The sequence below is a fragment of the Amycolatopsis sp. NPDC051102 genome (assembly GCF_040682815.1).
In the GTDB taxonomy this organism is placed as follows: domain Bacteria; phylum Actinomycetota; class Actinomycetes; order Mycobacteriales; family Pseudonocardiaceae; genus Amycolatopsis.
The window spans coordinates 545,246-567,647 of the sequence record NZ_JBFBBT010000002.1; the positions used below are offsets into that span (position 1 = coordinate 545,246).

Genomic DNA, 22,402 nt, shown 5'->3' on the forward strand with positions numbered 1-22,402 from the left:
GATGATTCCGGTCCGAAGTCCTCGCCGCCCTCGCTCGGGGCGGGCTACGTTCGAAGGTGTCCACCCGCGGCAGACGAGGAGCCATGTCCGTAACCTCCCTTCCCCACAAGGGAAACGAGCCCATCGTCGAGCCGGCGCCGATCCCGTTCTTCACCCAGGCGGCCGGCTTCCGGCGGCTGTGGCCGGAAATCGAGGCGCGGCTGCACGAAGTCGCCGACAGCGGGAAGTTCTCCCACGGTCCACAGGTCGCCCGGCTGGAACACCGGCTGGCCGAGTACACCGGAGCGGCCCACGTCGTCGGTGTCAACAGCGGCACCGACGCCCTGATCCTGTTGCTGCGCGCGTGCGGGCTGGGCGACGGCGCGGGCGTACTCGTGCCGGCGTTCACGTTCGTGGCCACCGCGACCTCGGTCGTGCACGCGGGCGGGCGGCCCCAGTTCACCGACATCGATCCGGCGACCTGCCAGATGTGCCCGGAATCGGCGGCGCAGGCGATCACGCCTCGCACGCGCGCGGTCATGCCGGTGCACCTGTTCGACCGGATGGCCGACGTCGCCGCGTTCAGCACCCTCGCATCCCGGCACGGGCTCACCCTGCTGGAGGACAGCGCCGAAGCGATCGGCATGCGGCGGCACGGCAAGCACGCCGGGCTGCACGGTGTGGGCGGCGTGCTGTCGTTCTTCCCCAGCAAGACGCTCGGAGCCCTCGGCGACGCCGGCGCAGTGCTCACCGACGACGCCGGAATCGCCGCGAGCGTCGCCGCGCTACGCCACCACGGCCGCCCCGGCGCGACCATCGGTGACTTCCCCGCCATCAAGACCGGCAGCGAACTGGTCGGCGTGAACAGCAAGATGGACGACGTCCAGGCCGCCGTGCTGCTCGCCAAGCTATCCACTTTGGACCGAGACATCGCCCGGCGCGCGAAGCTGGCCGCCGCTTACACCGAGCGGCTGGCCGGCGTCCCCGGCGTGCGCCGCGTACCCGGTCCACTGACCGACGGCGGGGACGACCGCGACGTCTGCTACGTCTACGTCATCGAGGCCGAGGACCGCGACCGCCTCGCGACCGCTTTGACCGCCGCGGGCATCGGCACCGAGGTCTACTACCCGGTTCCGCTGCACCTGCAGCCGTGCTTCGCCGACCTCGGCCACCGGCCGGGCGACTTCCCGCACGCGGAGGAGGCCTGTCGCCACACGATCGCGTTGCCGCTGCACCCTGACCTCACGATCGCCGAGGTCGACCGGGTCTGCGCGGAAATCCGGCGCCACTACACGGGCAGCACGTCATGACCGCGACGCTGCCGTTCTTCCCGCCGGACCTGTTCGAGGCCGACCGGGACACCCTGATCGAAATCGTCCGCGACGTCGGCACGGCGCTCGATCAGCGGTTCATCCTGGGTGAACACACCGCACGCTTCGAACACGCGCTGCGCGAAACGGTCGCCGGCGCCGACGTGGTGGCCTGCGGCAGCGGCACGTCCGCCCTGTCGCTCGTGCTCGCCGCACTGGGCATCGGCCCCGGCGACGAAGTGGTGGTGCCCGCGTTCGGCTGTGCCCCGATCGCCGCGACCGTCGTCACCGCGGGCGCCACGCCGGTGTTCGCCGACGTGCGGCCGGACACCATGACCCTGGATCCGGGGCTCGCCGAAGCGGCGATCACCTCGCGCACCAAAGCGATCGTGCCCGCGCACCAGTTCTCGGTCATGGCCGACATGCCCGCCTTCGAGGACATCGCCGCGCGGCACAGGCTGCGTCTCGTCGAGGACTCCGCCGTCGCCCAGGGCGCCACCCTGCGCGGCCGGCCCGCGGGAACGTGGGGCGACGCGGGCGTCTTCTCGTTCGTCCAGGTGAAGTCGTTCGGGATGCCGGGCGAAGGCGGCGTCGTGGTCACCGGGAACCCCGAGCTCGCCGCGACCGTGCGCATGCTGCGCAACCACGGGCAGGACGGCAGGCGGCGCTTCGTCCACCACGTCGTCGGGTACAACAGCCGGTTCGACGAAGTGCAGGCCGCCTTCCAGCTGCGGCGCCTCCCCGGCCTCGCCGCCCGGCTCGCCCGCCGCGCCGACATCGCCGCGTACTACACCGAACGGTTCACTCCCCTGGCCGACCGGGGCATCACACCGCCACCGCCCGGCCGGGACGGGCGCTGTTACTACGTCTACTGCCTGCGGGCCGAGCGCCGCGACGAGCTGGCCGCGCACCTCGCCGCGCTCGGGATCGGCACGCACGTGTACTACCCGGCCCCGCTGCCCGCGCAGCCCGCGTTCGCCCGCTACGCCCCGCCCGGGGCGGCGTGGCCGAACGCGGCGGCCGCCGGCGAGACCATCCTCGCCCTCCCCGTCTACCCCCACCTGAGCGACGCCCAGGTCGAGCACATCGCCACCGCGGTGTGCTCGTTCGCCGACCGGAAGGATCCCCGCCCGTGAACACGACGGCAGGCGACATCGAGACCGTCACCGAGGACGAGATCGCCGGGCAGTGGCGCGAGCGCGCGCGGCGAACCGGCCTGAGCCGGGTCATGCGGGCCTCTCAGCCGGACAGCCTGAACGCCGGCGTCACCGAGCGGACCCGCGCCGTCGTGGCCGGACAGCTCGCGCTCGTCGCGGACCGCCTCGGCCGGCGGCCGCGCCGCGCCCTGGAGATCGGCTGCGGCATCGGACGGCTCACCCCGACCGTCGCGGCGCACGCCGACCGGGTGCACGCGATCGACATGACACCGGCGATGCTGGAGCAGGCCCGGGCCGCCTGCGCCCGGCTGCCCGCCGTGGAGTTCGAGTGCGTCCGGGCGGACCGGATGTCCCCGCCCCGCGAACGGTACGACGCCGCGGTGTGCGTGTGGGTCCTCATGCACGTGCTCGACGAGGGCCGGCTCGCCGAGGCCTGCCGGGTGATCGCGGCGTCCACGCGGTACCTCACGCTCGTCGAGTACGAGCACGCGAGCGTCCCGGTCAGCAGGTGGTCGCGGTTGCGCCCGCTCGAAGACTACGTCCGGCTGCTGCCGGGCGCCGAGGTCGTCGACGAGCAGGTGATCGACTACGGTGGCGACCACTCGTTCGCCGCGCTCATCGCGATCGGCGAGCAGGCCGGCCGATGACCGGCAGCACCGTCCGGGCGGTACCGTCCACCGCGGGCGAGCCCAAGCTCGTCAGTTACGCGCGGCTGGCGAAGCTCGACGTCTTCGACTACTACCTCAGCTTGCCGATCGTCCTGTCCGCCGTCGTCCTGCCGATCGGCGCCTTCGACCCCGCGGCCCTGGGCACGCTCGGCCTGTTCGGGCTCGGCGCCGTCCTGATGACCGCCTCGCTGGTCGCGTTCGACGACCTCACCGGCTACCGCGATGGCAGCGATCCCGCCAACTACCGCGCCGACCCGTCCCTGCGCCGGGCCCGGCGCAAGCCCCTGGTGACCGGCGCACTGACCGAGCGCGAGGTCGTGCGCTTCGGCTGGCTCACGGCCTTCGCGGGCGCCGCCGTCTTCATCGTCACGGTGGCGGCCGCGCCGCACGCTCCACAGTGGACGGTTTGGCTGATCGTGACCAACTTCGTCTTCGGAATCCAGTACTCCTACGGCCTGAAGATCAGCTACCACGGCTTCCAGGAGGCGTACATCGCCGCATTGGGGTGGGTCATGGTGCTCGCGCCCTACGGCCTGATCACCGGCCGCTTCGACGGATTCGTGCTCGTGCAGGCGCTGCTGTTCGGGCTCGGGCCGCTGCTGTTCGGCGTGTACTCGAACACCAACGACATCGCGGGCGACCGCTCGGTCGGGCGGCCGACGGTGGCCGCGCTGACGACGCCCCGCGGCAACCGGCGGTTCGTCGCGGCCCTGTCGGTGGCGGAGTTCCTGCTCGGCGCGGCGGCGTCGGCGACCGGCGTGGCCCCGTGGTGGTTCGTCCTGCTGATGCTGCCCGTCACCGTCCTGCGGGCCCGCCAGTTCGGCATCGGGTTCGGGCCGCGCGGCGACATCCTGCGCGCCCGGGCGATCGGGTTCACCGCCCACCGGGTGGGCGCCGGGCTGCTCGTGGCCGCGAACCTGCTCCTGGCGGTGACGAAGTGAGCGGCCGGGAGACCGACGTCGACGTCGCGGTGGTGGGCGCCGGGATCGCCGGGCTGACCGCCGCGCACGAACTGGTCCGGTCGGGCCTTTCAGTGCGGGTCTTCGAAACGCGGGACCGGGTCGGCGGCCGGATGGCGAGCCACCGCCACGCCGGCTACACGATGGACGAGGGCGCGGAGCAGATCCCGTCGAGCGGGTACCGCGCGACGTGGGAACTGCTGCGCCGGGCCGGGCTGTCCGAGGCGGACTTGCCGCGGATCGGCGGCCCCATCGCGATGTGGCGCGACGGCGCGGCGCACAGCGGGGTCTCCGACCCCCGCGGCCTCGTCGGCGGCGCCGGGCTCGGCCTGCGGGCCCGGGTCGACCTGGCCCGGTTCCTGGCCTGGGCGGCCCGGCACCGGCGGCGGTTCGACCCCGACGTACCCGAGGCGAGTCCGCTGGGCGCCACCACCGTCGCCGACCTCGCCCGCCGGTACCACCCCGACCTGCACGACTACCTGTTCCAGCCGGTGGTGGGCAGCTTCTTCGGCTGGCGGCCGGAACGCTCGGCCGCCGCACCGTTCGTCAGCCTCATGCTCGACGTCGGGCCGCCCTCGACGTGGTGCACCTACCGCGACGGCATGGACACCCTCGCCCGCGAGCTCGCCGAGCGCCTCGACGTGCACACCGGCACCACGATCACGCGGGTGGCCGCCGACACCGGGATCGCCGTGCTCACCACCGACCACGGCCCGGTCACCGCCAAGGCTGCCCTGCTGTGCGTCCCGGCCCCCGTCGCCGCGCGGCTGCACACAGACGAGCGCGAACCCGTACGGCGCTTCATCGACGCGTGCACGTTCACCCCGACGCTGAAGGTCAGCTGCCTGCTCGACCGCCCGCTGCGGCTCCCCGCCCGCAAGCGGCTCTACACGCTGCTGACTCCGGCCGCCGAGGAACCGGTGCTCGCCGGGATCATCGCCGACCACGTCAAACACCCCGGCCGCGCACCGGCCGGCCGCGGCCTGCTCACGCTGATGACCCACCCCTCGGCGATCCCGAAGCTGCTGGACGCCCCGGACGACACCGTCGCCGCCGCTCTCGTCGAGCCCGCGTCGCGGTACGTGCCCGGATTGGCCGACGCGGTCACGGCGACGTTCCCCCACCGGTTTCGCCACGGGTTGCCTGAGGCCACCCCGGAGGCGCTGCGCCTGCGTGCGGGATTCGCCGCGAGGGACGGCCGGTACCCGGTGGACTACGCGGGTGACTGGGAATTCCTGCGGCCCAGCAGCGAAGGCGCGGTGCGCTCGGCGGCCCGCACCGCGTCCCGGGTGCTCGCCCGCCTCCGGACGCCGGTTCGCGCGAAGGAGCGGGTGTGAAGCCCTACGACATGGGCGTGCTGCTCGACGAGTGCGCCGACCGGGGCGTGCTATCGGTCGTGCACCTGGACCGCCCGTTCGACATCGCCCCGGACGCCGGCACGACCCACGACGTGCCCGCCCTCGCCCGGCTCGTGCAGACCGCGGCGGGCTGGCTCGCCGCGGCCGGAGCGCGACGCGGCGACCGCGTCGCGATCGTCAAGGACAACCACTGGGACTACGACCTGCTCGCCTGCGCGGCGGTGCGGATCGGTGCCGTACCGGCGAAGCTGTCCGGAACCCTGCCGCCCGAGCCGCTCGCCGTCCTCCTCGGCCGGCTCGCCCCCGCAGTCCTGGTCACGACCGCGGACGTGCTGGCCAGGGGGCACGCGGTCGGAGTCGACCTGGCCGCCGCCTGCCGGGTGACGGTCACCCTCGACGGCGAACACCCGGGCGCGACCCACGTCGGCGAATTCCGCGACGCCGCTGCGCCGCCCCCGGTCCGGCCCCGCGCGGACGACCCGCTGGTGATCATGCACACCTCCGGCACGACCGGGCTGCCCAAGCTGGTGGCCCACTCCACGCGCACCATCATCGGGGCCCTGGCCCGGGTGGAGGCCGGCCGGATCCCGGTGATCGGCGTGCAGCGCAGCGATACCGTGACGACCGTCAGCGCGTACGCGCACGGCCGGACGTTCTGCTGGACGGCAAGCGTGGTGTGCCTCGCCCCGCGGAAGATCGTGGTGCTGACCGACGCCGACCCCGACGGGGCCGACCCCGTGTTGCGCGCGCACCCGCCGACGGTGGTCGAAGGGCTCCCCGCGAGCTACGTGCGGCTCCAGCCGCTGACCACCCGGCTGGACAACCCCTTCCGGGACGTCCGGCTGTTCGTGAGCACGTACGACGCCGTGCACCCGCCGACCGTGCGCGGCTACCTCGCCGCGTCGGCGCGCCGGCGTCCACTGTGGATGCAGGGGTGGGGGCAGAGCGAGACCGGGCCGATCACCTTCCGCTTCCTCGGCCGGAAGTCGGCCTCCTGGCGCAACGCCGGCCACCCCATGCCGCTGCGCACGCGGCTGCGGGTCGTCGACCCGGCCACGCTGCGTCCGGTCCCCCGCGGGCGGCCAGGCGTCGTGCAGGTCCGCACCCCGGCCCGCTGCCTCGGCTACGTCGGCGAGGACGAACGGTTCGCGGGCAAGTGCGCGGACGCGTGGTGGAACACCGGCGACTTCGGGGTGCTGACCCGCACCGGATCCGTGCGGCTGCTCGACCGCGAGGTCGACACCGTGCCGGGGATGAGCTGCCTCGCGGTGGAAGACGCGGTCGAAGACCGCCTCGGGAGCGTGGTCGAGTGCGTCGTGCTCGGCCGGCCGGGCGCGCCACCGCTGCCGGTGGTCGTCGCCGCCGACGGCACGCTGGACCCCGCGGCCTGGTCGGCGGCGGTCGCGGACCTGCCGCCCATGGCCGAGCCCCTGGTCCTGGCGCGGGAAGACGTCCCCCGCACCGGCACCGGGAAAGTCCGCCGCACCGCCCTGCTCGCCGCGCTCACCGGGAACACCGCACCCGCGGGTTCCGGGCGCTGGACCTGAAGGAGCCCGATGACCCTCGCCGGCCGGCGCTACGTCTTCGACAACGACAACACCCACAGCGACGAGCAGCACCGCTGCCTGGCCGCGGCCTACGACCCGGCCACCACCAGCTCACTCGCCGCCACCGGCGTGGGTCCGGGATGGCAGTGCCTCGAGGTCGGCGCGGGCGGCGGCAGCATCGCGCACTGGCTCGCCGGCCGGGTCGCCCCCACCGGCGGTGTCCTCGCGACCGACATCAACCCCCGGCACGTCCACGCGGCCCCCGGCCTCGGCGTCGAACGGCACGACGTCGTCCACGATCCCCTGCCGGAGCGGCGGTTCGACCTGATCCACGCCCGGCTGGTCCTGCTCCACCTGCCCGAACGCCGCGCGGTGCTCGACAAGCTGGTGCAGGCGTTGAAGCCGGGCGGCTGGCTCCAGCTCGACGAGTTCGACATCGCCTACGGTCCTGCCCTGGCCGGGCCGGACATCGAGCTGTACGAACGGTTCCTCGACGCCAAGGCGGAGCTGATGCGCAGCGCGGGGGCGCTGGGCACCTGGGGACGTTCGGTGGGGGCGGCGATGACCGCCGCCGGGCTGGAGCGGGTCGAGGCGCGGCCGCACGTCTCGCTGTGGGACCGGGATTCGCCCGGGCTGCAGCTTCTCGTGCACCACACCCGGCACCTGCGGGACAAGTTCGTCGCGGCCGGGTTCTCCGACGACGACCTCGCCCGCGTGCGGGACGTCATGACGCACGCGGACTTCCGCGCCTGTTCCTGCCTGTTCTACACCGTGCGCGGGCGGCGTCCGGCATGACCGCGACCCTGCCCGCCACCCACCCGGCGGCCCGCCTCGCCCGTGACCACCTCGCCGCGCTCGGCGCGGGCGGCACCACCGTCGAACCGGACGTCGGCTGGGCCGGCCCGGTGGACCTGCCGCTCACCGACGAGGTGCTCGTGCAGGCGGCCTGCGGGATCATGCACGTCCACGGCCGCGCCCGGGGCGGCCCCGAACCCCTGAGCATCGACTACGCGACCGCGGCGGCCGGGGTCCTCGCCACCGCCGGGGTGCTCGCCGCCGAGTTCGCGCGAGCCCGCGGCGTGCCGGTGGGAGCCGTGCGCACCTCCGTCGCCCAAGCCGCGCTGCTGTCGGTCGGCCAGTACCTGGCGTGCGGGCCGGACGAGCCACCTCCCGCCGTCGGCACACCGCCGCCGTTCGTGTCGGCCGACGGAGTCCGGTTCGAACTCGAGACCCTGCGCGCCGAGGACTGGCAACGCTTTTGGCGGACGGTAGGGGCTCCGGAACCGGCTTTGCGGCAAGGCTGGCCGCCGTTCCTGCACCGGTTCGCGACCGCGATCTGTCCCCTGCCCGTCGCACTGCACGAAGTGCTCGCCGCGCACCCGTTCACGGCGATCGACCGCGCCGGGACCGCGTGCGGAGTGAGCGTCGTCCCGATCGGTGACGCATCACCGGTACCGGTATGGGCCTTCACCCCTCTGCCGAACGGTCCCGGCCTTTCGGCGGCCGATCCCGGCATCGACGCGCCACTGCGGGGAGTGCGGGTGGTGGAGTCGGCGCGCCGGGTCCAGGGCCCGCTGGCGGGGCACGTGCTCGCTCTGCTCGGCGCGGACGTGCTGCGCATCGAGCCGCCGGGCGGCGACCCGGCCCGCGGGGTGCCGCCCCTGGTCGGCGGGGTGTCGGCGCGGTTCGCGGCGCTGAACGCCGGCAAAGACGTGGCCGAACTGGACCTCACCGAGCCTTCCGGACGGGCGGCGGCGAAGGACCTGGTAGCCGGCGCGGACGTGTTCCTGCACAACTGGGCACCGGGCCGGGCCGAGGCGTGGGGCCTGGACGCACCCGACCTCGCGGCGGTACGTCCCGGGCTGGTGTACGCGGCGGCGTCCGGCTGGGGCCCGCACCTGGGCTCGCACCCACCGCTCGGCACGGACTACGTCGTCCAGGCGCACAGCGGGCTCGCCGCCGCGCTGCGGCCGCCCGGCGAGCCACCCGCGCCCTCCCTGATGACGATCACCGACGTCCTCGGCGGGCTGGTGTGTGCGGTGGGCGTGCTCACCGGGCTGCACCGCAGGGAACGCAGCGCTGCCGGCTGTCGCATCGACACGTCCCTGCTGTCCGCGGCGAGCACCGTCCCGCGGGAGCACCGGAAGTTTCACCGTCCATTGCGGACCGCGGACGGTTATGTCGCGGTGTCCGGCCCGTTTCCCGGGGACACCGGCCGGTGGTCGACCGAGGAGGTGCTGACCCGCGTGCGCGAGCGAGACATCCCCGCGGTGGCCGTGACGACCGACCTCGGCGCCCTCCGGAGCGACCCCCGCTTCACCGCCGCGCTGCACCGGAAACCGTGGGAGTTCCGGTGAGCGCCGTGTGGACGTCGACGACGGGCATCGCGATCCCTGACCTGGTACCCGGGCAACTGCGGCGCGCGTGGGTGACGCGCGGGCTGTACCCCGGCAAGGACGTCCACCGGTCGTTCACCGAACACGTGGACGCGCATCCGGGACGGCAGGCGGTCATCGACGACACCGGTCCCGTCACCTACGCCGAACTCGACCACGCCGTCTCCGCGACCGCGGCCGGGTTGCTCACCGCCGGGCTGGGCCCCCGCGACATCATCGGCATCCGGATGGTCGCCAGCAGGCACGCCGTCGCCGCCGAGCTGGCCGTGGCCGCCATCGGCGCGGTATCCATGCCGTTCCCGACCGGGCGCGGCAGCAGGGACGCGCTGAGCCTCCTGCGCCGCGCCAGGGCGACCGGTTTGCTCGTCGACCAGGGGTCCGACGGCGAGCTGCGCACCGGTGACCTGCCCCATCTGCGGGCGACGATCGCCCCCGAGCAGTTCGCCACCCGAGGAGCCGCTCGGCCCGCACCCGCGGTCGCACCCGGCGACCCGGCGCGCATCCTCGTGTCCTCGGGCTCCGAGACCGAACCGAAGATGGTGGCCTATTCGCACGACGCGTTCCTGGGCGGGCGCGCAAGGTACGTACGCGCGCTCCACGGAGCCGACGACACCCCGATGCGGAACCTGGTGCTGGTGCCGCTGTCTTCGTCGTTCGGCTCGTGCGGGGTCCCGGTCACCGTGGCGGCGCTGGGCGGGACGCTCCTCGTGTCGCGGCGGTTCGATCCCGGCGCTGCGCTACGCACGATCGACGAGCACGAACCGACCCACGTGTTCGGCGTGCCCACGATGCTGAGCCGCCTCGCCGAGCGTCATCGCACGGGCCGCCCGCGCGGGCTCCGCGCACTGGTGTCGAGCGGCGCCCCCATGTCCCCGGCGGCCGAGCAGCGGATCCGAACCCGGTTCCGCACCCCGGTCATCCTCGTCTACGGCTCGACCGACGGCGTGAACTGCCACAACGCCGTCGACGGCCGTCCCGACCCAGCGGTCGCCACCATCACCGTCACCGGCGAATCAGGCCGGCCGCTCCCTCCCGGCACGTCCGGCGAAATCCGCGCCCGCGGCCCCATGACGCCGATGTCCTATGTGGCCGACCCCGAACTGAACACCCGCTACCGCACCGCCGACGGCTGGGTCCGCACAGGCGATCAAGGCTTCCTCGACGACGGCGGCATGCTCCACGTAACCGGCCGACGCGGCGATACCGTCCTCCGCGGCGGCCGCACGATCAGCCCGGCCGAGGTCGAGACGTACCTGTCCGGCCATCCCGCCGTGGCCGAGGTCAGCTGCGTAGGAGTTCCGGACCCGGACCTGGGGGAACGGCTGTGTGCCTGCGTCGTGCCCCACCCCGGTCACCCTCCACCCGGTCTGGCCGAACTGACCGGCTACCTCCGCACCCGCCACGACCTCGAACCGGTCAAGCTCCCGGAACACCTCGTCATCCTGCCCACCCTGCCGCTGGGTCCAACCGGCAAAGTTTGCCGGACCACACTCACCCGCCTGGCTACGGCCCCGGCATTGTCCGACCCTTGACGTTCGATATCGGCCAACGCACGAACAGGCCTACCGATTCGTAACCTCACCACCGCAACGGTTGCGGATGGACGTGTTCGCGGCGCTGTGCGACATCCTGGCCTGCCGGCCCAACGACCTCATCGAGGTCAAGCCGGCAGCCGGTGACCAGCGCAAGGCCACAGGCGGCTCCAGCGCGGCGCCGACCGTGCGGCGGAACACGATCCGTCGCCCCGGGGCCCACATGACCGCGACGCGATCACCTCATCACCGTCGGCGGCAAGGCCGCTCTTGGCTGCAACCTGCCGAAGGTCACGGGCTGAGGTTCGCGTCACCGCGCCGGCCTGCGCCTCACGCGCGCCACCGTCCCGCACGCTCAGCCGAGGCCGGCCGAGCTGCCGCCCGGGCAGCGCAACTGGGGGCGGCTGATCTTCCTCTCCCCGCCGCCCGGGCTGCGGCACCCGCTCGTGAGCTGCAAGTCGAGTACGCGACGTGAGAAACGGACGCGCCGGCCCCAACGAGACCGGCGGACGCTGACCTACCCCACTTCGAACGCGCCGATGTCCGGTTTGCCGGTGTACAGCGGAGTGCCGGCATAGTCCCGGCCGCCGTTGCCGCTGATCACGACGCCCCGGTTCACCGCGGGTGAGCCGGCCCGGACTCGCAGGCCGTACGCCGCGGTAAGCCGCGGGCCGGAGGCCGGTGTGCCCACGGTGTAGTCGGGCGTCCCGGTGAACTGCGGGTCCGCGCGGGCGGCGTGGGCGTCCCCGGACGGCACCGGCAGGGTCGCGCCGCCGTAGAGGTTGCTGTCGTAGCGGATCGTCGAGCTGGTGGTGAGCGACGCTCCAGCCGTCGTCGAGTACAGGATGTTGTCCGTGATGGCGTAGGACGAGGTCAGCGACGTGCCGTAGCCGTAGACCAGGTTCTTGCCGCGGTCGTTGTAGAGCGTGTTGCCGTACACCGTGGCCTTCGAGGCCTTGTCGGAGTGCAAGTACAGCGGGTACCGCGTGTTGCCCGCGAGCACGTTGTAGCGCAGCACCACGTCACCGAAGACGAACTGGCAGAGCAGGATGCCGTCGCCGTTGCCGTGCGACCAGTTGTACTGGACGACGACCTTGGTGGTCGCCTTGTCCGCGTCGATGCCGTTGGAGTCCGCACCGCGGGCCTTCGGCACCGTCTCGGCGACCTCGTTGGACTGGATGGTCACGTCGTCGGCGAAGTAGGTCTCGATGCCTGACGTCCCGGCCCGGTACACCACGTCCTGCTCGACCACGGCATGCTGGACGCCGGTGACGTACACGCCGTTGCACCCGTAGGCCGTGCCCGGCTGGCGATGTGGTTGCCGCGGATGACCACGTTCGTGTGCGGGGTGAACCGGGTGTCGCCGGCGCTGGTGCGGCTGCCCCAGCCGGTGGCCACGGCGCCGGGGGCGTCCCCGGAGTACTGCTTGACCACGATGCCGGCGAAGGACGTGTTGGCGATGACCGAGTTCTGGATGGTGACGCCGTCGAGCACGGTTGGCGTCGTCGGTGGCGCGCCGGGGTTCGCCACGGTGGAATCGAAGACGATGCCGCCGGTCTTCTTCGACCGGTCCCAGCCCATCTTGAAGTGGATGCCGGGCGCGTTGCCCGCCGTGTCGCCGCCGATCCAGTTCACCTCGCCGGTGACGTCGTGGACGTTGACGCTCTCGACCACAAAACCGTGCAGCGTCCGGTCGCGGGTGCCGGTGACGTGGATGCCCCGCAAGTCCTTGAGGTTTGCCCCCGGCGTTCCCGTCGCGGGAGCTTGGTTGGTCACCTCGAGGTGGCGGATCGTCCAGAACTCCTGGTCGGCGAGACGCACGGTGTCCGCGACCGCGCCACCGCCGTCGATCCGCGGGTTCGCGCCATCGCCGTACCGGTCCACGGTGATCGGCGCGCCCCAGGCACCGGAACCCTTCGGCCACAGCTGCCCGCTCCATCGGCTCCCGGCCTTCAGCAGGATCTGGTCCCCCGCGTGGAACGTGGTCTGGTTGACGCGGGCGAGGCTGCGCCACGCGTGGGCGCTGTCCGTGCCGGCCGCGCTGTCGTTGCCCTGCGCGGCATCGACATAGTAGGTGACAGCGGCGGCCGGTGCGGCGGGTGAAGCGAAAACAGCGGAGGCGGCGAGCAGCGCGGCCGCCAGCAATCCGGGGAAGGGTCGGAACACGTGCCACTCCTCACGCAGGGGGAGGACCGCGTCCGGCGGACGAGCTCGCCCGCCGGGCGCGTCCGGGGATCAGCCGTTCTGCACCAGGCTGAAGTCGTCGATGTTCACCCAGTTGCCCGCGTTCGCGTCCGAGGACACGCCCACCTGGATCGACCCGTTCGTCACCGTGATGCCGGAAACGCTGACCTTCGTCCAGCTCCCGAGGGCCTGGCTGATCGACGTGGACAGGTCACTGCCGCCGAAATTCTTCGCGTAGATCGTCGCCTTCTTCTGCCCGCCGCTGCTCTTCACCCACGCCGACAGCGTGTACGTGCCGTTGGGCAGCGAGATGTTCTGGTACCTGCTGGCGTTGTACGCCGACGACGAACTCTGCGCGAACGCCCACCTGCCGGTGTGCCCACCCTGTTTGTTGCTGTTCACCGCACCGCCGGTCGTGGTCCACCCCGCGAGGTCGTTCTGCGCCACGCGATCGGCCTCGGCGCCCGGGTTGAGGACGTAGTTGTTGCCACGCCCCACCGCCCACGTTCCCGCGACCGCGTCGACGGTCCACTGGCTCAGCGAGTGGAACACCGGCGTCGACCCATTGAACGTCACCGGCAGCCACTGGTTGTAGCCGATGCCGTTGCCGGCGAAGTCGCTCCAGCGGTCGCCGCCGAACATCACGAAAGAGCCTTGGGAGCCAGTCACCGTGAACGCCAGGCCGGTCTGGGTCACGTGCGAGAAGTCGGCGTCCGTGCCCTGCAGCACGAACTCGCCGGAGTACGGGCCCATGATGTTCTTCGCGCTGATGCAGTAGGTGTGGGAAGCGTTCCAGCCGTGCAGGTCCGAGGAACAGAAGTAGTACGTCCCGCCGTACTTGAACATGATGTTGCCTTCACGGCCGCCCGCCGAGCTGTTGTAGACGTTCTTCGCCGCCTCCACCTGCAGGAAGTCCGACGCCCGCAACGCCGAGACGTACAGGTGCGAACGGCCGCTCTTGTTGCTGTAGACCAGGTACGCCTTGCCGTCGTCGTCGGTGAACACCGACTGGTCGCCCGACATGCCGGTGGACACACCTCCGATGCTGGACTGCGTCCCCGCCTTGGTGAACTTGCCGTTCGGCGTGCTGCTCGTGGCGAACACCAGCCCGCCGCCCAGCTGCGAGACCAGCACGTACTTGCCCGTGTTCGGGTTGCGCGCGACGCCGATCCGGCCGACCCAGCCGCCGCCCAGGTCGGAGCCGGTCAGCGCGTTGCCTTCGAACTTCCAGTTCGCCAGATCGGTCGACGAGTAGATGGTGATCGCGCTCAGCGATACGTCGCCGTTCTTCCCGCCGCCCGGGTTGTTGTAGTAGCTGACCGCGCCGTTGTACTTGGCCCCGTACCAGTAGTAGGTGGAGCCGACCTTCAGCACGCCCCCGCCCTGGGAGTAGATCGGGTTCCCCGAGGTGTCCTTCCAGAACACGTCGTTCTGGATCGTCGCCGCGGCGGCCGCCGGGGCGGCCGTGGCCGGCGCGCCGGTGGAAACCAGCGCCACGGCCAGGGAAAGGAAACCCGAAACGAGCGTTCGCCGAATGTTCTTCCTCAGCACTTCGACCTCCGTGTGGAGTACTTCCGAATGATTCGTCCGGCTGTCCGCGCTCCCGGAAACCGCCGGGTTCAGGACTCGAACGCGCCGAGGTCCGGAGCTTGGCCGGTGTAGGGCAGGCCGACGTTCGTGCCCTTGCCGATCAGGCCGCGTCCCACCCGGACGTCGAAAGACTCCTCTATCCGATGTGGATCGTTCGGTAGCCGGCTTCACCCTGGCCCCTGGAACGAAACTCGACTGGACCGGTAGTGTGGGAGCGCTCCCAGGATAACATGCCGGACGGCTCGCCGATACCTTGGTAAGCGCTTTCTTAGGGCCGGGCCCAAACGGCAGCCCAGCGCCGTGACGGCGTCCTTGTCGAGGACGACCATCGCGTACGCGGTACCTGCTTCGGCGTTCAGCTGCGCCGCACCCGCAGGGGTATAGGGGCTGACGACTTGTTTCACCCCCGGCAGTGCCGAGATGTCGCCGAGCACCGCATCGACCCGGTCGCGGACGGGTTCGGCACCGACGTCGCCGGTGTGCCAGACGATCGTGCCACGGACGACGTTCGCCGAGCCCGCCCCGCCGAGCAGGTGGGAGGCGGTGGCCGACTCGCTGTCCGGCAGGTCGGCGGTGTCGGTGAACGCCGTACCGGCGCCGAACACCAGCAGGGCCAGCGCGACGAGGCCGCCCACCCAGCCGGCGAGGACGACACCTCGCCTCCGGAAGCACCAGCGTGCGAGAGAACTCACGGGGTAACGCCTTTCGGGGAGGAGGACGGTCGACGACCAGCCTCCCCGCCCGGACCCGCGACGGCGTCAGCCTCCCGCGGTGATCGGCGTACCGCATCCGTAGTAGCCCGTTCAGTAGGGCGCGGTCGCAGGCCAGACGATCGCGCTGGTGGGGATGGTGGCGGTGAGCTGCCGGAAGTCGGCGGCGGGCACGGCGCTCTGGTCACGCAGGGCGGTCGCGACCAGCCGCGCGACCTCGATCGCACCGGCAGCCTGGAAGTGCGTGTTGTCCGAGCTGCCACTGGGGTAGTTCGGGTACTTCCCGGCCGGGAAGATCATGAAGTACTTCTTGGTCCCTTCGACGCCCGCGCGGTTCCACAAAGCAGTGCTCAACGCGGTCAGGTCGACCAGGGGCACCCGCTTGGCCGCCGCGAGTTCCCGCATCGCCGCCGGATAGGCACCGTGCGACGGGGTGATCACGCCCGCGCTGCCGAAGTGGCGGCGCTCCACCGGCGTGAGCAGGATCGGGATCGCACCCTTGGCGCGGCTCTTGTCGACGTACTGCGAAAGGTACTGCTTGTAGGTCGTCGACGGTTCGGTGTACCGGGTGGGGTCGTCGGCCTTCTCGTCGTTGTGCCCGAACGAGATCAGCAGGTAGTCGCCCTTCTTGATCAGCCCGAGGATGTGGTCGAGCCGGCCGAGGTCGATGAAGCTCTTGGAGCTGGCGCCCGACTTGGCGACGTTCACCGCCACGGCGTTCGAAGTCAGGAACACCGGCACGGCCTGGGCCCACCCGGCCCGGGGAGCCTGCGCCGAGGTGTAGGTCGACGCCGTGGAGTCGCCCGCGATGTAGACATGGGTCACGGTCGCGGCCGAAGCACTCACCCCGACGCCGGCCAAGGCGGCCAGCACCCCGATCACGGTGGCACGGGCGGCGATCCGGTGCCGCAACCCTGGTTTTCGCGACATGCGCTGCCTTCCTTCCCGCAGAGCTACCGCGTGCTGCCGCCGAGGTTGGAGCTGTTGCCCCAGGCGTGCTCGAGGCGGTCGCGGCCGGAGGCGTTGACCGTCGTCAACGTCAGGTTGGTGCCGGTTCCGTGCAGCTGCTCCATGGACCAGGCGTCGCCGTTGCGCAGCCCGGGCCAGTAGACGGAGCCGATGCCCTGGTCGTGCATCGTGTCGGTCATGGCCCAGAAGTAGGACCTGTTGTTGTCGCCGTCGCGCGCGCCGTTGTAGTTCACGCCCGTGCTCATCGGGACGCCGAACTCGGTCACGATCGTGCGGGAGCCGTATCCCTTCAGGTGGTTCTTGAATTCGGTGATCCAGGCGGCCTCGGTGTTGTGGGAAATGCCGAAGACGCTGTAGAGGTGCAGGGACAGCAGGGTGCCGTTCAGGCGCGAGTCGGCTCCGACGGGCCCGAGGTTGGTGTCGGTTCCGGTGCCGGCCACCACGATGCGTCCGCGGGGCACGTTGGGATAGTGGGCGACGAAGCTCGCGGCGAAGTTGACCCAAGCGGTGCTGCTGAATCCGCCGGGCTCGTTGTAGATGTCGAAGTACACGCCCGGCTTGCCGAGGTACCGGTTGATCACGGTGTCCCACATCTTGTAGAACGCCGTGGTGTCCTTGACGCAGCTGCACTGGCCGGGATAGGCCCAGGGCGCGATCATGACGCTCATACCCTTGGCGAGCGCCGCGTCGATGGCGCCGATGTAGCTGTTCCACCAGGCCGACGACGTGGTCTTGTCGTTCATGCCGAGCCGGATCATGTTGGCGCCCAGATTGGCCTGGAAGCCGCTGACGATCGCCGAGGCCTTGGCGTAGGTGGTGGCATAGTTGTCCGATGTGGACAGCCCGGACGGGATGACCGGGCCGTTGACGAAGTTGTCCCGGGGATCGGCCCAGTTCACGCCCTTGAACTGGCTCGTGCCGGCGGCGGCTTGAGCGGGGGTTGCTTGGGCGGGTGCGGAGAGCGGTCCGGTGACCAGCGCGGCGGCGAGCGCCGCGGCGGCCAGGACCGGCTTCAGAGTGCGCATGGATGACCCTTCTTCCTTCGACGAAGTCCGTATCGCTACTGCGCGCCTGCCACGACGACGGTGGCCGTGTCGATGCTCACCCGGGGGTACCAGCTCATCGTCATCGTGGTCGCCGTCGGGAACGCCAGCGGGAGCCACACGTACTGCGACTCGTTCACCGGCCGGTTCCACGCACCCGCCCAGCGATCACCGAGGTAGAGGTACGACGTGGTCTGCGAGCCCTGGACCGCCACGACGTACGCCGTCTGCGAGCTGTACCCGCTGCTGTTGCCCACATTGGACAACCCGGTCCACGAGCCCGTGATGCTGCTCGCCGTCGCGTACTTCTGCTGGTTCGGCTGCCAGTACGTGGCCCCCGACGTCAGCATGAAGTACTTGCCGCCGCGCTTGAACAGAGCCGGAGCCTCCCGGGACGATCCCGGCCACAGCGTACGCACCCGGCTCGCCACACCGAGGTAGTCGCTGGTGAGCTTGTAAAGGTTCAAGTCCGCGTTGTTGCGCGCGGCGGAGACCATGTACGCGGTGCCGTCGTCGTCGCGGAACAGCGTGATGTCCCGGGACATGTTCCCCAGCGGCTGGAAACTGCCTCGCCAGGTGTAGTTGCCGTCCACGGTGGACGAGGTCGCCACGGCCGCCCGAGCCTGGCTGTAGTCCTTGCCGTTCTCCTTGTGCATCCACATCACGAACTGCCGGGTGGAACTGTTGTAGATCACCTTGGGTCGTTCGATGCCGGCGACCTTCAGCTCCGAGCTCGACGACTGGGTGAGCACGTTGTTCCGGAACTCCCAGTTCTTCAGATCCGTCGAGCGGTAGACCGACACCGCGCGGAAGGTGTCGTCCGCGTTGCGGTTCTCCCCGAACCAGTAGTAGTAGCCGTCGACCTTGAGCATGCCACCGCCGTGGGCGTGCACGACCGCACCGGAGATGTCCTTGAACTGCGTACCGTTGGTCACCGTCACGGGAGCCGCGTCGGCCGGAGCGGCGGTCAGCAAACCGAGTACGACAAGCATCGTCGTGAGTGAAGCTCTGAGAGCAGTGGGCGAGGTCATCACAGCTGGGCTTCCCACTTGGTCTTGGAACCGGAGGCGTCGCCGGCGAGGCGGTCACGTGCGGCGGTGTCGCCGTACATGGTCCAGCGGGCCCAGTCGACGACGGTCTTGGGGAAGCGCTGGTCGCTCCAGAAGCTGGTGTGGCCGCCGCCGATGAAGGTGAGGAACGCCTTGGGCCACTTGATTTCGCTGTAGGCCTGACGGGCCGAGGAGTAGGCGCAGGTGGTGTCCTTGTCACCGTGGACGAACAGCACCTTGGCCGTGACCGAGCTCGACGGGTTGCCCATGTCGACGCAGGACTGGGGGTTGGCGGAGACGATGCGGCTGTCGGGCCAGGAGGTGAGCAGGCCGTGGGTGATCATGCCGCCGAGGGAGTGGCCGGAGACGCCGACGCCGATGCCGGTGTTGATGTGCCCGGCCAGTGGCCCGCTGGTGTTGAGGGCGAGGGTGTTGGTGAGGATCTGCGAGACGTCCTTGGATTCGTTGCCGTTGTTGACGTCGGTGAAGTTGTGGTTGAAGTAGGGGGCGGGGACGACGAAGCCGGCTGCGGCGAGAGCCTTGATGATGAACAGGGAGTTCTGTGGGCTGCTGCCGTAGCCGTGGGTGAAGTTATAGATCGGGAAACACCATTGGCCACCGGGGCATTCGTCAGCGGATTGCCGCCGGCGGTGCCGGTGGCGGGGTAATAGACGTAGGTGGTGCAGGGACGGCTGCCGCGTTTCCAGTCGTACTTGCGCACACCGACCGCGAACGGGGTGGCCGGCGCCGGGGCCAGTGGCGCGAGGGTGGCCAGTGCCGGTCCGGCACCGAGCAGGGCCAGGCCCGCGCCGGCCGCGCCGACCGCGGTCATGCTGAGGAACTTGCGACGTTGCATGGTCATCGATGACTCCTGGGGTAGGGAGTGGGATGAGCGTCCGGCCACCGGCTACCTGAGGTAGCCGGCCAGGCCGATCTTCTGATCGCGCAGCGCCTTCGCCACGACCCGCGCGATCTGGTCCGCGCCCGCGGCCTCGAAGTGCGTGTGGTCGTTGCAGAAGAATGCCCCTACGGCACCCTTGCTGTAGTCGCCGTTGTTGGGGCACAGCTTGAGGGTGTTGTAGAGGGTGTAGCTCAGCTTGTGCAGGTCGATCACGGGCACGCCGGTGGCGGCGCCCGCCGCCGTCGTCGGGGAAAGGAAGCCCCGGTTTCCGACCGCCGTGCTTCCGCTGCACGTGATCGCCGCGACCGGGGTCAGCAGGACCGGGTGCGCACCTCGGCTCTTCGCCGCATTGACCATCGTGGTGAGCAGGCTCTGATAGCGGGCTGTGCCGACGTGTCGTGGGCAGTTCGCATCGCTGTCATTGATGCCGAACTGGATGAGCAGGTAGTCGCCCGAGTGCATCCCTTTCGTGGGATCGAGCATGTCGAGCCAGCGTTGGGCGTAAGTGTTCGGGTTCACCACGCATTCGCCCGCGGAGTTCTTGGCGCCGGTCACGTTCGACTCGTACAGCCACGTTTGGATGCTGCGACCCGACACGGCTTTGTTGACCACGGTCACCTGGTCGTTGAACAGCGCGTCGAACCGGCTGCCCCAGCCGACCGGACAGGAGGACTTCGGATCCGCCATGGTCGAGTCACCGGCGAGCCACACCTTGACCGTGGCAGCCGCCGCGGCATTCGACAGTGCCGGGCGCGCCGCGCAATTCGGTGCGGCGGCCGCCGGCATCCGCAGGAACGCCGCCGCGGGCAGGTGCGCATCGGTCATGCCCTTGGTCACGAGGCCGGCGATGACTGTTCCGCCGTACTCGGAGAAGTGCGTCGAGTCCTGGACTCCGTCGTGCTGGGCCGTCAGGTACAGCGGCCAGGAAGCGCTTTCTCCAAGCTGCTCGAGCAGGGCCTTGCTGCGTGCGGTGAGGTCGATCAACGGCGTGCCCTGCTTGCCGGCGACGTCGCGGATGACCGCGGGCAGGTCGACGCCGAGGGTGTTGACCACCAGGCCGGTCGGGGTGAGCTTGCCGTTCGTCCCGAACAGGTGCCGCACCGGCGGGGTGACCAGGACGGGCAGGCCACCGCGCGAGCGGACGCCGTCGACGAGCTTGCCCAGGTTGGCCCGGAACGTGCTCTCGGTCGTCGTCTTGTCGTTGTGCGACAGCTGGATCAGCACTTCGTCGCCGGGCTGGACCAACGGCTTGACGGTGGCGAACAGCCGGGGGTTGCTCAGCCAGCTCACGGTGCTCTCCCCCGAGTCCGCGTAGTTGGCGACGACGATTCCCGGCTGGAGCAGCTGGGGCAGTTCCTGTGCCCAGCCTCGCTTGGGGCCCTTGAGCCAGTCCGACGCGGTGGAGTCGCTCACCACGAACAGCCGCGGCCGGCGCACGGGTGCCACGGAGACGTTCAGCGCGGCCGGATGACTTCCGGTGAGGTGGACCTGCAGGCCGGGCGTTCCCGGTCCTTCCTCGCCGGTGGGCATGCTTTCCGGGCTGCGCACGTTGACGTCGAACACCTCCCGGCGGAACTCCCCGGCGCGGGTGATCACGGGCGCCAGCACCGTGCGGCGCGCCTCGACCTGGACACCGGTCAGCGCGGCTTGGCTCGCGCTGCCCAAGGTCACCGTGACCTCGTAGTCTCCGGGAGCGACGTCGAAGGAGTAATCCACGGCCGCCGTCGTCGCATCGGCCGCGCCTCCGCTCGTGACGAGCCCGGCCACGAGCAGCGCGGCGGCTCCGGCGGTGAGCCGGACCCGGCTCACCGGAACCCGTCCATGATGGCGGTGGGCTTGCGGGTGGCGGAATCCCAGGCGACGTTCGCGTAGCCGGTGAACGGCGAATAGCCCTCCGGTTCCCAGTAAAACAGACCCTGGCCGCCGGTGCTCTTGAGGGCGTCCAGGTACGCGACCAGTGAAGCCTTGGTCGAGGAGACCTTGCTCACCGGGCCGCCGAACTCGCTCTGCAGGAACGGTTTGCCGTACTGGTCGGAGATCTTCTTCATGTTCGCCACGATGCCGGCGGCCAGGCTCGCGCTGCCGTAGGAGGAGAAGACCGACATGTCCCACTTGCCGCCGTTGCCGGCGTAACGGCTGAAGAAGGTCTGCATCGGGTCCCACTTCTGCGGCTGGGCCAGGTGGATGCAGACGACGGTGCTCGGCGACACCTGCTTGACCTGGTTGTACGCGGCGTTGAGCAGGCCGGTCATCTGCGCGCCGTTGGAGACGCTGCCGACCGGGCGGCAGATGCCGCTGTTGATCTCGTTGCCGATCTGGACCCAGGTGGGCAGGACGTCGTTGCTCTTCATGACGTTCATCGTCTGGTTGACGTAGGAGTTCATGGCGCTCAACATCTGGCTGTAGCTCATGTTCTTCCACGCCGCGGGCGGGTTCTGCACGCCGACGGAGTTCCAGGTGTCGCCGAACATGTAGTCCAGCATGATGGACATCCCTGCGGCCTTGACCCGCTTGGCGAAGGCGGCAACCTCGGAGATGCTGCAGTGACCGTTGGCCGGGTCACCGTTCGGGTTGACGAACGTGCGCAGCCGGACGGCGTTGATGCCGTATCCCTTGAGGATGGTCAGCAGGTCCTGGCTCTGCCCGGCGGCGTTCTTCCAGGTGTAGCCGTGGGCTTCCATCTGCGGCGCCCAGCTGATGTCGGCACCCTTGAAGAAGGCGGCCGCCGCATTCGCCGATGTCATGACCCCCAAGGCGAGGGCGCCCACACCCGCAGCCGCGCCGAGCAGCACACTACGGCGCCCGAGCCGGGTCGAGGCGAATTCGAGCTGGTCGCTCAGAGGAGTTTTTCCATATTCGGTCATTCGATCTCCCTTGATCGACGACGAGCCGCGCGGGGGCCGGAATTGAACGTTCACAAACGCGTGCGCGGTACTGGTGAAGATGGAACCGCATATCCGTGGTTCTGACAAGACCTCAACTGATACGATTAATCCGCCTTTGTTCGTCGAAGCAGTCGAATCACGCCGGAGGACCAGCGGGAATGGTCG

20 protein-coding genes and 1 pseudogene are annotated in these 22,402 nt (G+C 70.5%); 11 read left to right on the forward strand and 10 right to left on the reverse strand.

Features of this window, described 5'->3' with window-relative positions; genetic code table 11:
- The first annotated feature begins 83 nt into the window (after window positions 1–83).
- The 10 genes and pseudogenes from AB0M93_RS08425 to AB0M93_RS08470 form a co-directional block, all read left to right on the forward strand.
- Window positions 84–1,289, forward strand: coding sequence for a DegT/DnrJ/EryC1/StrS family aminotransferase (locus AB0M93_RS08425; RefSeq protein WP_364269793.1), 1,206 nt, complete (start codon window positions 84–86; stop codon window positions 1,287–1,289).
- Entirely contained in the window at window positions 1,286–2,425 is a 1,140-nt protein-coding gene (locus AB0M93_RS08430) for a DegT/DnrJ/EryC1/StrS family aminotransferase (protein ID WP_364269795.1), read from the forward strand. Before AB0M93_RS08425 ends, AB0M93_RS08430 begins: the two co-directional genes overlap by 4 nt.
- On the forward strand, window positions 2,422–3,093 hold the full coding sequence (locus tag AB0M93_RS08435) for a methyltransferase domain-containing protein (protein ID WP_364269797.1): 672 nt from the start codon (window positions 2,422–2,424) through the stop codon (window positions 3,091–3,093). The genes AB0M93_RS08430 and AB0M93_RS08435 overlap by 4 nt, the downstream gene beginning before the upstream one ends.
- Entirely contained in the window at window positions 3,090–4,055 is a 966-nt protein-coding gene (locus AB0M93_RS08440) for a UbiA family prenyltransferase (protein WP_364269799.1), read from the forward strand. Before AB0M93_RS08435 ends, AB0M93_RS08440 begins: the two co-directional genes overlap by 4 nt.
- Window positions 4,052–5,410, forward strand: coding sequence for an NAD(P)/FAD-dependent oxidoreductase (locus tag AB0M93_RS08445; protein WP_364269801.1), 1,359 nt, complete (start codon window positions 4,052–4,054; stop codon window positions 5,408–5,410). The genes AB0M93_RS08440 and AB0M93_RS08445 overlap by 4 nt, the downstream gene beginning before the upstream one ends.
- A gap of 11 nt (window positions 5,411–5,421) precedes the next feature.
- Window positions 5,422–6,978 (forward strand): AMP-binding protein, encoded by a 1,557-nt coding sequence (locus tag AB0M93_RS08450; protein ID WP_364270700.1) that lies wholly within the window; start codon window positions 5,422–5,424, stop codon window positions 6,976–6,978.
- Window positions 6,979–6,987: 9 nt separating this feature from the next.
- Window positions 6,988–7,773 (forward strand): methyltransferase, encoded by a 786-nt coding sequence (locus AB0M93_RS08455; protein WP_364269803.1) that lies wholly within the window; start codon window positions 6,988–6,990, stop codon window positions 7,771–7,773.
- On the forward strand, window positions 7,770–9,335 hold the full coding sequence (locus AB0M93_RS08460; protein ID WP_364269805.1) for a CoA transferase: 1,566 nt from the start codon (window positions 7,770–7,772) through the stop codon (window positions 9,333–9,335). The genes AB0M93_RS08455 and AB0M93_RS08460 overlap by 4 nt, the downstream gene beginning before the upstream one ends.
- Window positions 9,332–10,906: a class I adenylate-forming enzyme family protein gene (locus AB0M93_RS08465; protein WP_364269807.1), complete on the forward strand. Its 1,575-nt coding sequence runs from the start codon at window positions 9,332–9,334 to the stop codon at window positions 10,904–10,906. The genes AB0M93_RS08460 and AB0M93_RS08465 overlap by 4 nt, the downstream gene beginning before the upstream one ends.
- A gap of 34 nt (window positions 10,907–10,940) precedes the next feature.
- A pseudogene (locus AB0M93_RS08470) lies at window positions 10,941–11,381 on the forward strand (helix-turn-helix transcriptional regulator); the annotation flags it as partial.
- Window positions 11,382–11,423: 42 nt separating this feature from the next.
- Here the strand turns inward: AB0M93_RS08470 and AB0M93_RS08475 are convergent.
- The 8 genes from AB0M93_RS08475 to AB0M93_RS08510 form a co-directional block, all read right to left on the reverse strand.
- Complete coding sequence (locus AB0M93_RS08475) at window positions 11,424–12,158, reverse strand: right-handed parallel beta-helix repeat-containing protein (protein WP_364269809.1); 735 nt, start codon at window positions 12,156–12,158, stop codon at window positions 11,424–11,426.
- On the reverse strand, window positions 12,089–13,072 hold the full coding sequence (locus AB0M93_RS08480; protein WP_364269811.1) for a hypothetical protein: 984 nt from the start codon (window positions 13,070–13,072) through the stop codon (window positions 12,089–12,091). Before AB0M93_RS08480 ends, AB0M93_RS08475 begins: the two co-directional genes overlap by 70 nt.
- A gap of 69 nt (window positions 13,073–13,141) precedes the next feature.
- Window positions 13,142–14,641, reverse strand: coding sequence for a family 43 glycosylhydrolase (locus tag AB0M93_RS08485; protein WP_364269813.1), 1,500 nt, complete (start codon window positions 14,639–14,641; stop codon window positions 13,142–13,144).
- A 206-nt stretch (window positions 14,642–14,847) separates the two neighbouring features.
- The gene (locus AB0M93_RS08490) at window positions 14,848–15,372 is read right to left on the reverse strand and encodes a hypothetical protein (RefSeq protein WP_364269815.1); all 525 of its coding nucleotides are present in this window, start codon (window positions 15,370–15,372) and stop codon (window positions 14,848–14,850) included.
- Between the two features lie 111 nt (window positions 15,373–15,483).
- Window positions 15,484–16,320, reverse strand: coding sequence for a rhamnogalacturonan acetylesterase (locus tag AB0M93_RS08495; protein WP_364269817.1), 837 nt, complete (start codon window positions 16,318–16,320; stop codon window positions 15,484–15,486).
- Between the two features lie 23 nt (window positions 16,321–16,343).
- Window positions 16,344–17,384 carry a cellulase family glycosylhydrolase gene (locus tag AB0M93_RS08500; RefSeq protein WP_364269819.1) on the reverse strand — a complete coding sequence of 347 codons (1,041 nt, stop codon included), beginning with the start codon at window positions 17,382–17,384 and terminating at the stop codon, window positions 16,344–16,346.
- A 35-nt stretch (window positions 17,385–17,419) separates the two neighbouring features.
- Window positions 17,420–18,394 (reverse strand): family 43 glycosylhydrolase, encoded by a 975-nt coding sequence (locus tag AB0M93_RS08505; protein ID WP_364269821.1) that lies wholly within the window; start codon window positions 18,392–18,394, stop codon window positions 17,420–17,422.
- 38 nt (window positions 18,395–18,432) lie between these two features.
- Window positions 18,433–18,795, reverse strand: coding sequence for an alpha/beta hydrolase (locus AB0M93_RS08510; protein ID WP_364269823.1), 363 nt, complete (start codon window positions 18,793–18,795; stop codon window positions 18,433–18,435).
- Here AB0M93_RS08510 and AB0M93_RS08515 point away from each other — a divergent pair.
- Window positions 18,784–19,119, forward strand: a complete 336-nt coding sequence (locus AB0M93_RS08515; RefSeq protein WP_364269825.1) for a hypothetical protein — start codon at window positions 18,784–18,786, stop codon at window positions 19,117–19,119. The genes AB0M93_RS08510 and AB0M93_RS08515 overlap by 12 nt on opposite strands.
- Window positions 19,120–19,358: 239 nt before the next feature.
- Here the strand turns inward: AB0M93_RS08515 and AB0M93_RS08520 are convergent, their stop codons facing one another.
- Entirely contained in the window at window positions 19,359–21,161 is a 1,803-nt protein-coding gene (locus tag AB0M93_RS08520; RefSeq protein ID WP_364269827.1) for a GDSL-type esterase/lipase family protein, read from the reverse strand.
- Window positions 21,158–22,216, reverse strand: coding sequence for a glycosyl hydrolase 53 family protein (locus AB0M93_RS08525; protein ID WP_364269829.1), 1,059 nt, complete (start codon window positions 22,214–22,216; stop codon window positions 21,158–21,160). Before AB0M93_RS08525 ends, AB0M93_RS08520 begins: the two co-directional genes overlap by 4 nt.
- Between the last annotated feature and the right edge of the window lie 186 nt (window positions 22,217–22,402).

Bases quoted from the DNA above. Each gene is read 5' to 3' on its own strand.
- AB0M93_RS08425 (WP_364269793.1), top strand. From the start codon at position 84: ATGTCCGTAACCTCCCTTCCCCACAAGGGAAACGAGCCCATCGTCGAG.
- AB0M93_RS08430 (WP_364269795.1), top strand. From the start codon at position 1,286: ATGACCGCGACGCTGCCGTTCTTCCCGCCGGACCTGTTCGAGGCCGAC.
- AB0M93_RS08440 (WP_364269799.1), top strand. From the start codon at position 3,090: ATGACCGGCAGCACCGTCCGGGCGGTACCGTCCACCGCGGGCGAGCCC.
- AB0M93_RS08450 (WP_364270700.1), top strand. From the start codon at position 5,422: ATGGGCGTGCTGCTCGACGAGTGCGCCGACCGGGGCGTGCTATCGGTC.
- AB0M93_RS08455 (WP_364269803.1), top strand. From the start codon at position 6,988: ATGACCCTCGCCGGCCGGCGCTACGTCTTCGACAACGACAACACCCAC.
- AB0M93_RS08460 (WP_364269805.1), top strand. From the start codon at position 7,770: ATGACCGCGACCCTGCCCGCCACCCACCCGGCGGCCCGCCTCGCCCGT.
- AB0M93_RS08495 (WP_364269817.1), bottom strand. From the start codon at position 16,320: ATGTCGCGAAAACCAGGGTTGCGGCACCGGATCGCCGCCCGTGCCACC.
- AB0M93_RS08500 (WP_364269819.1), bottom strand. From the start codon at position 17,384: ATGCGCACTCTGAAGCCGGTCCTGGCCGCCGCGGCGCTCGCCGCCGCG.
- AB0M93_RS08505 (WP_364269821.1), bottom strand. From the start codon at position 18,394: ATGCTTGTCGTACTCGGTTTGCTGACCGCCGCTCCGGCCGACGCGGCT.
- AB0M93_RS08510 (WP_364269823.1), bottom strand. From the start codon at position 18,795: ATGATCACCCACGGCCTGCTCACCTCCTGGCCCGACAGCCGCATCGTC.
- AB0M93_RS08525 (WP_364269829.1), bottom strand. From the start codon at position 22,216: ATGACCGAATATGGAAAAACTCCTCTGAGCGACCAGCTCGAATTCGCC.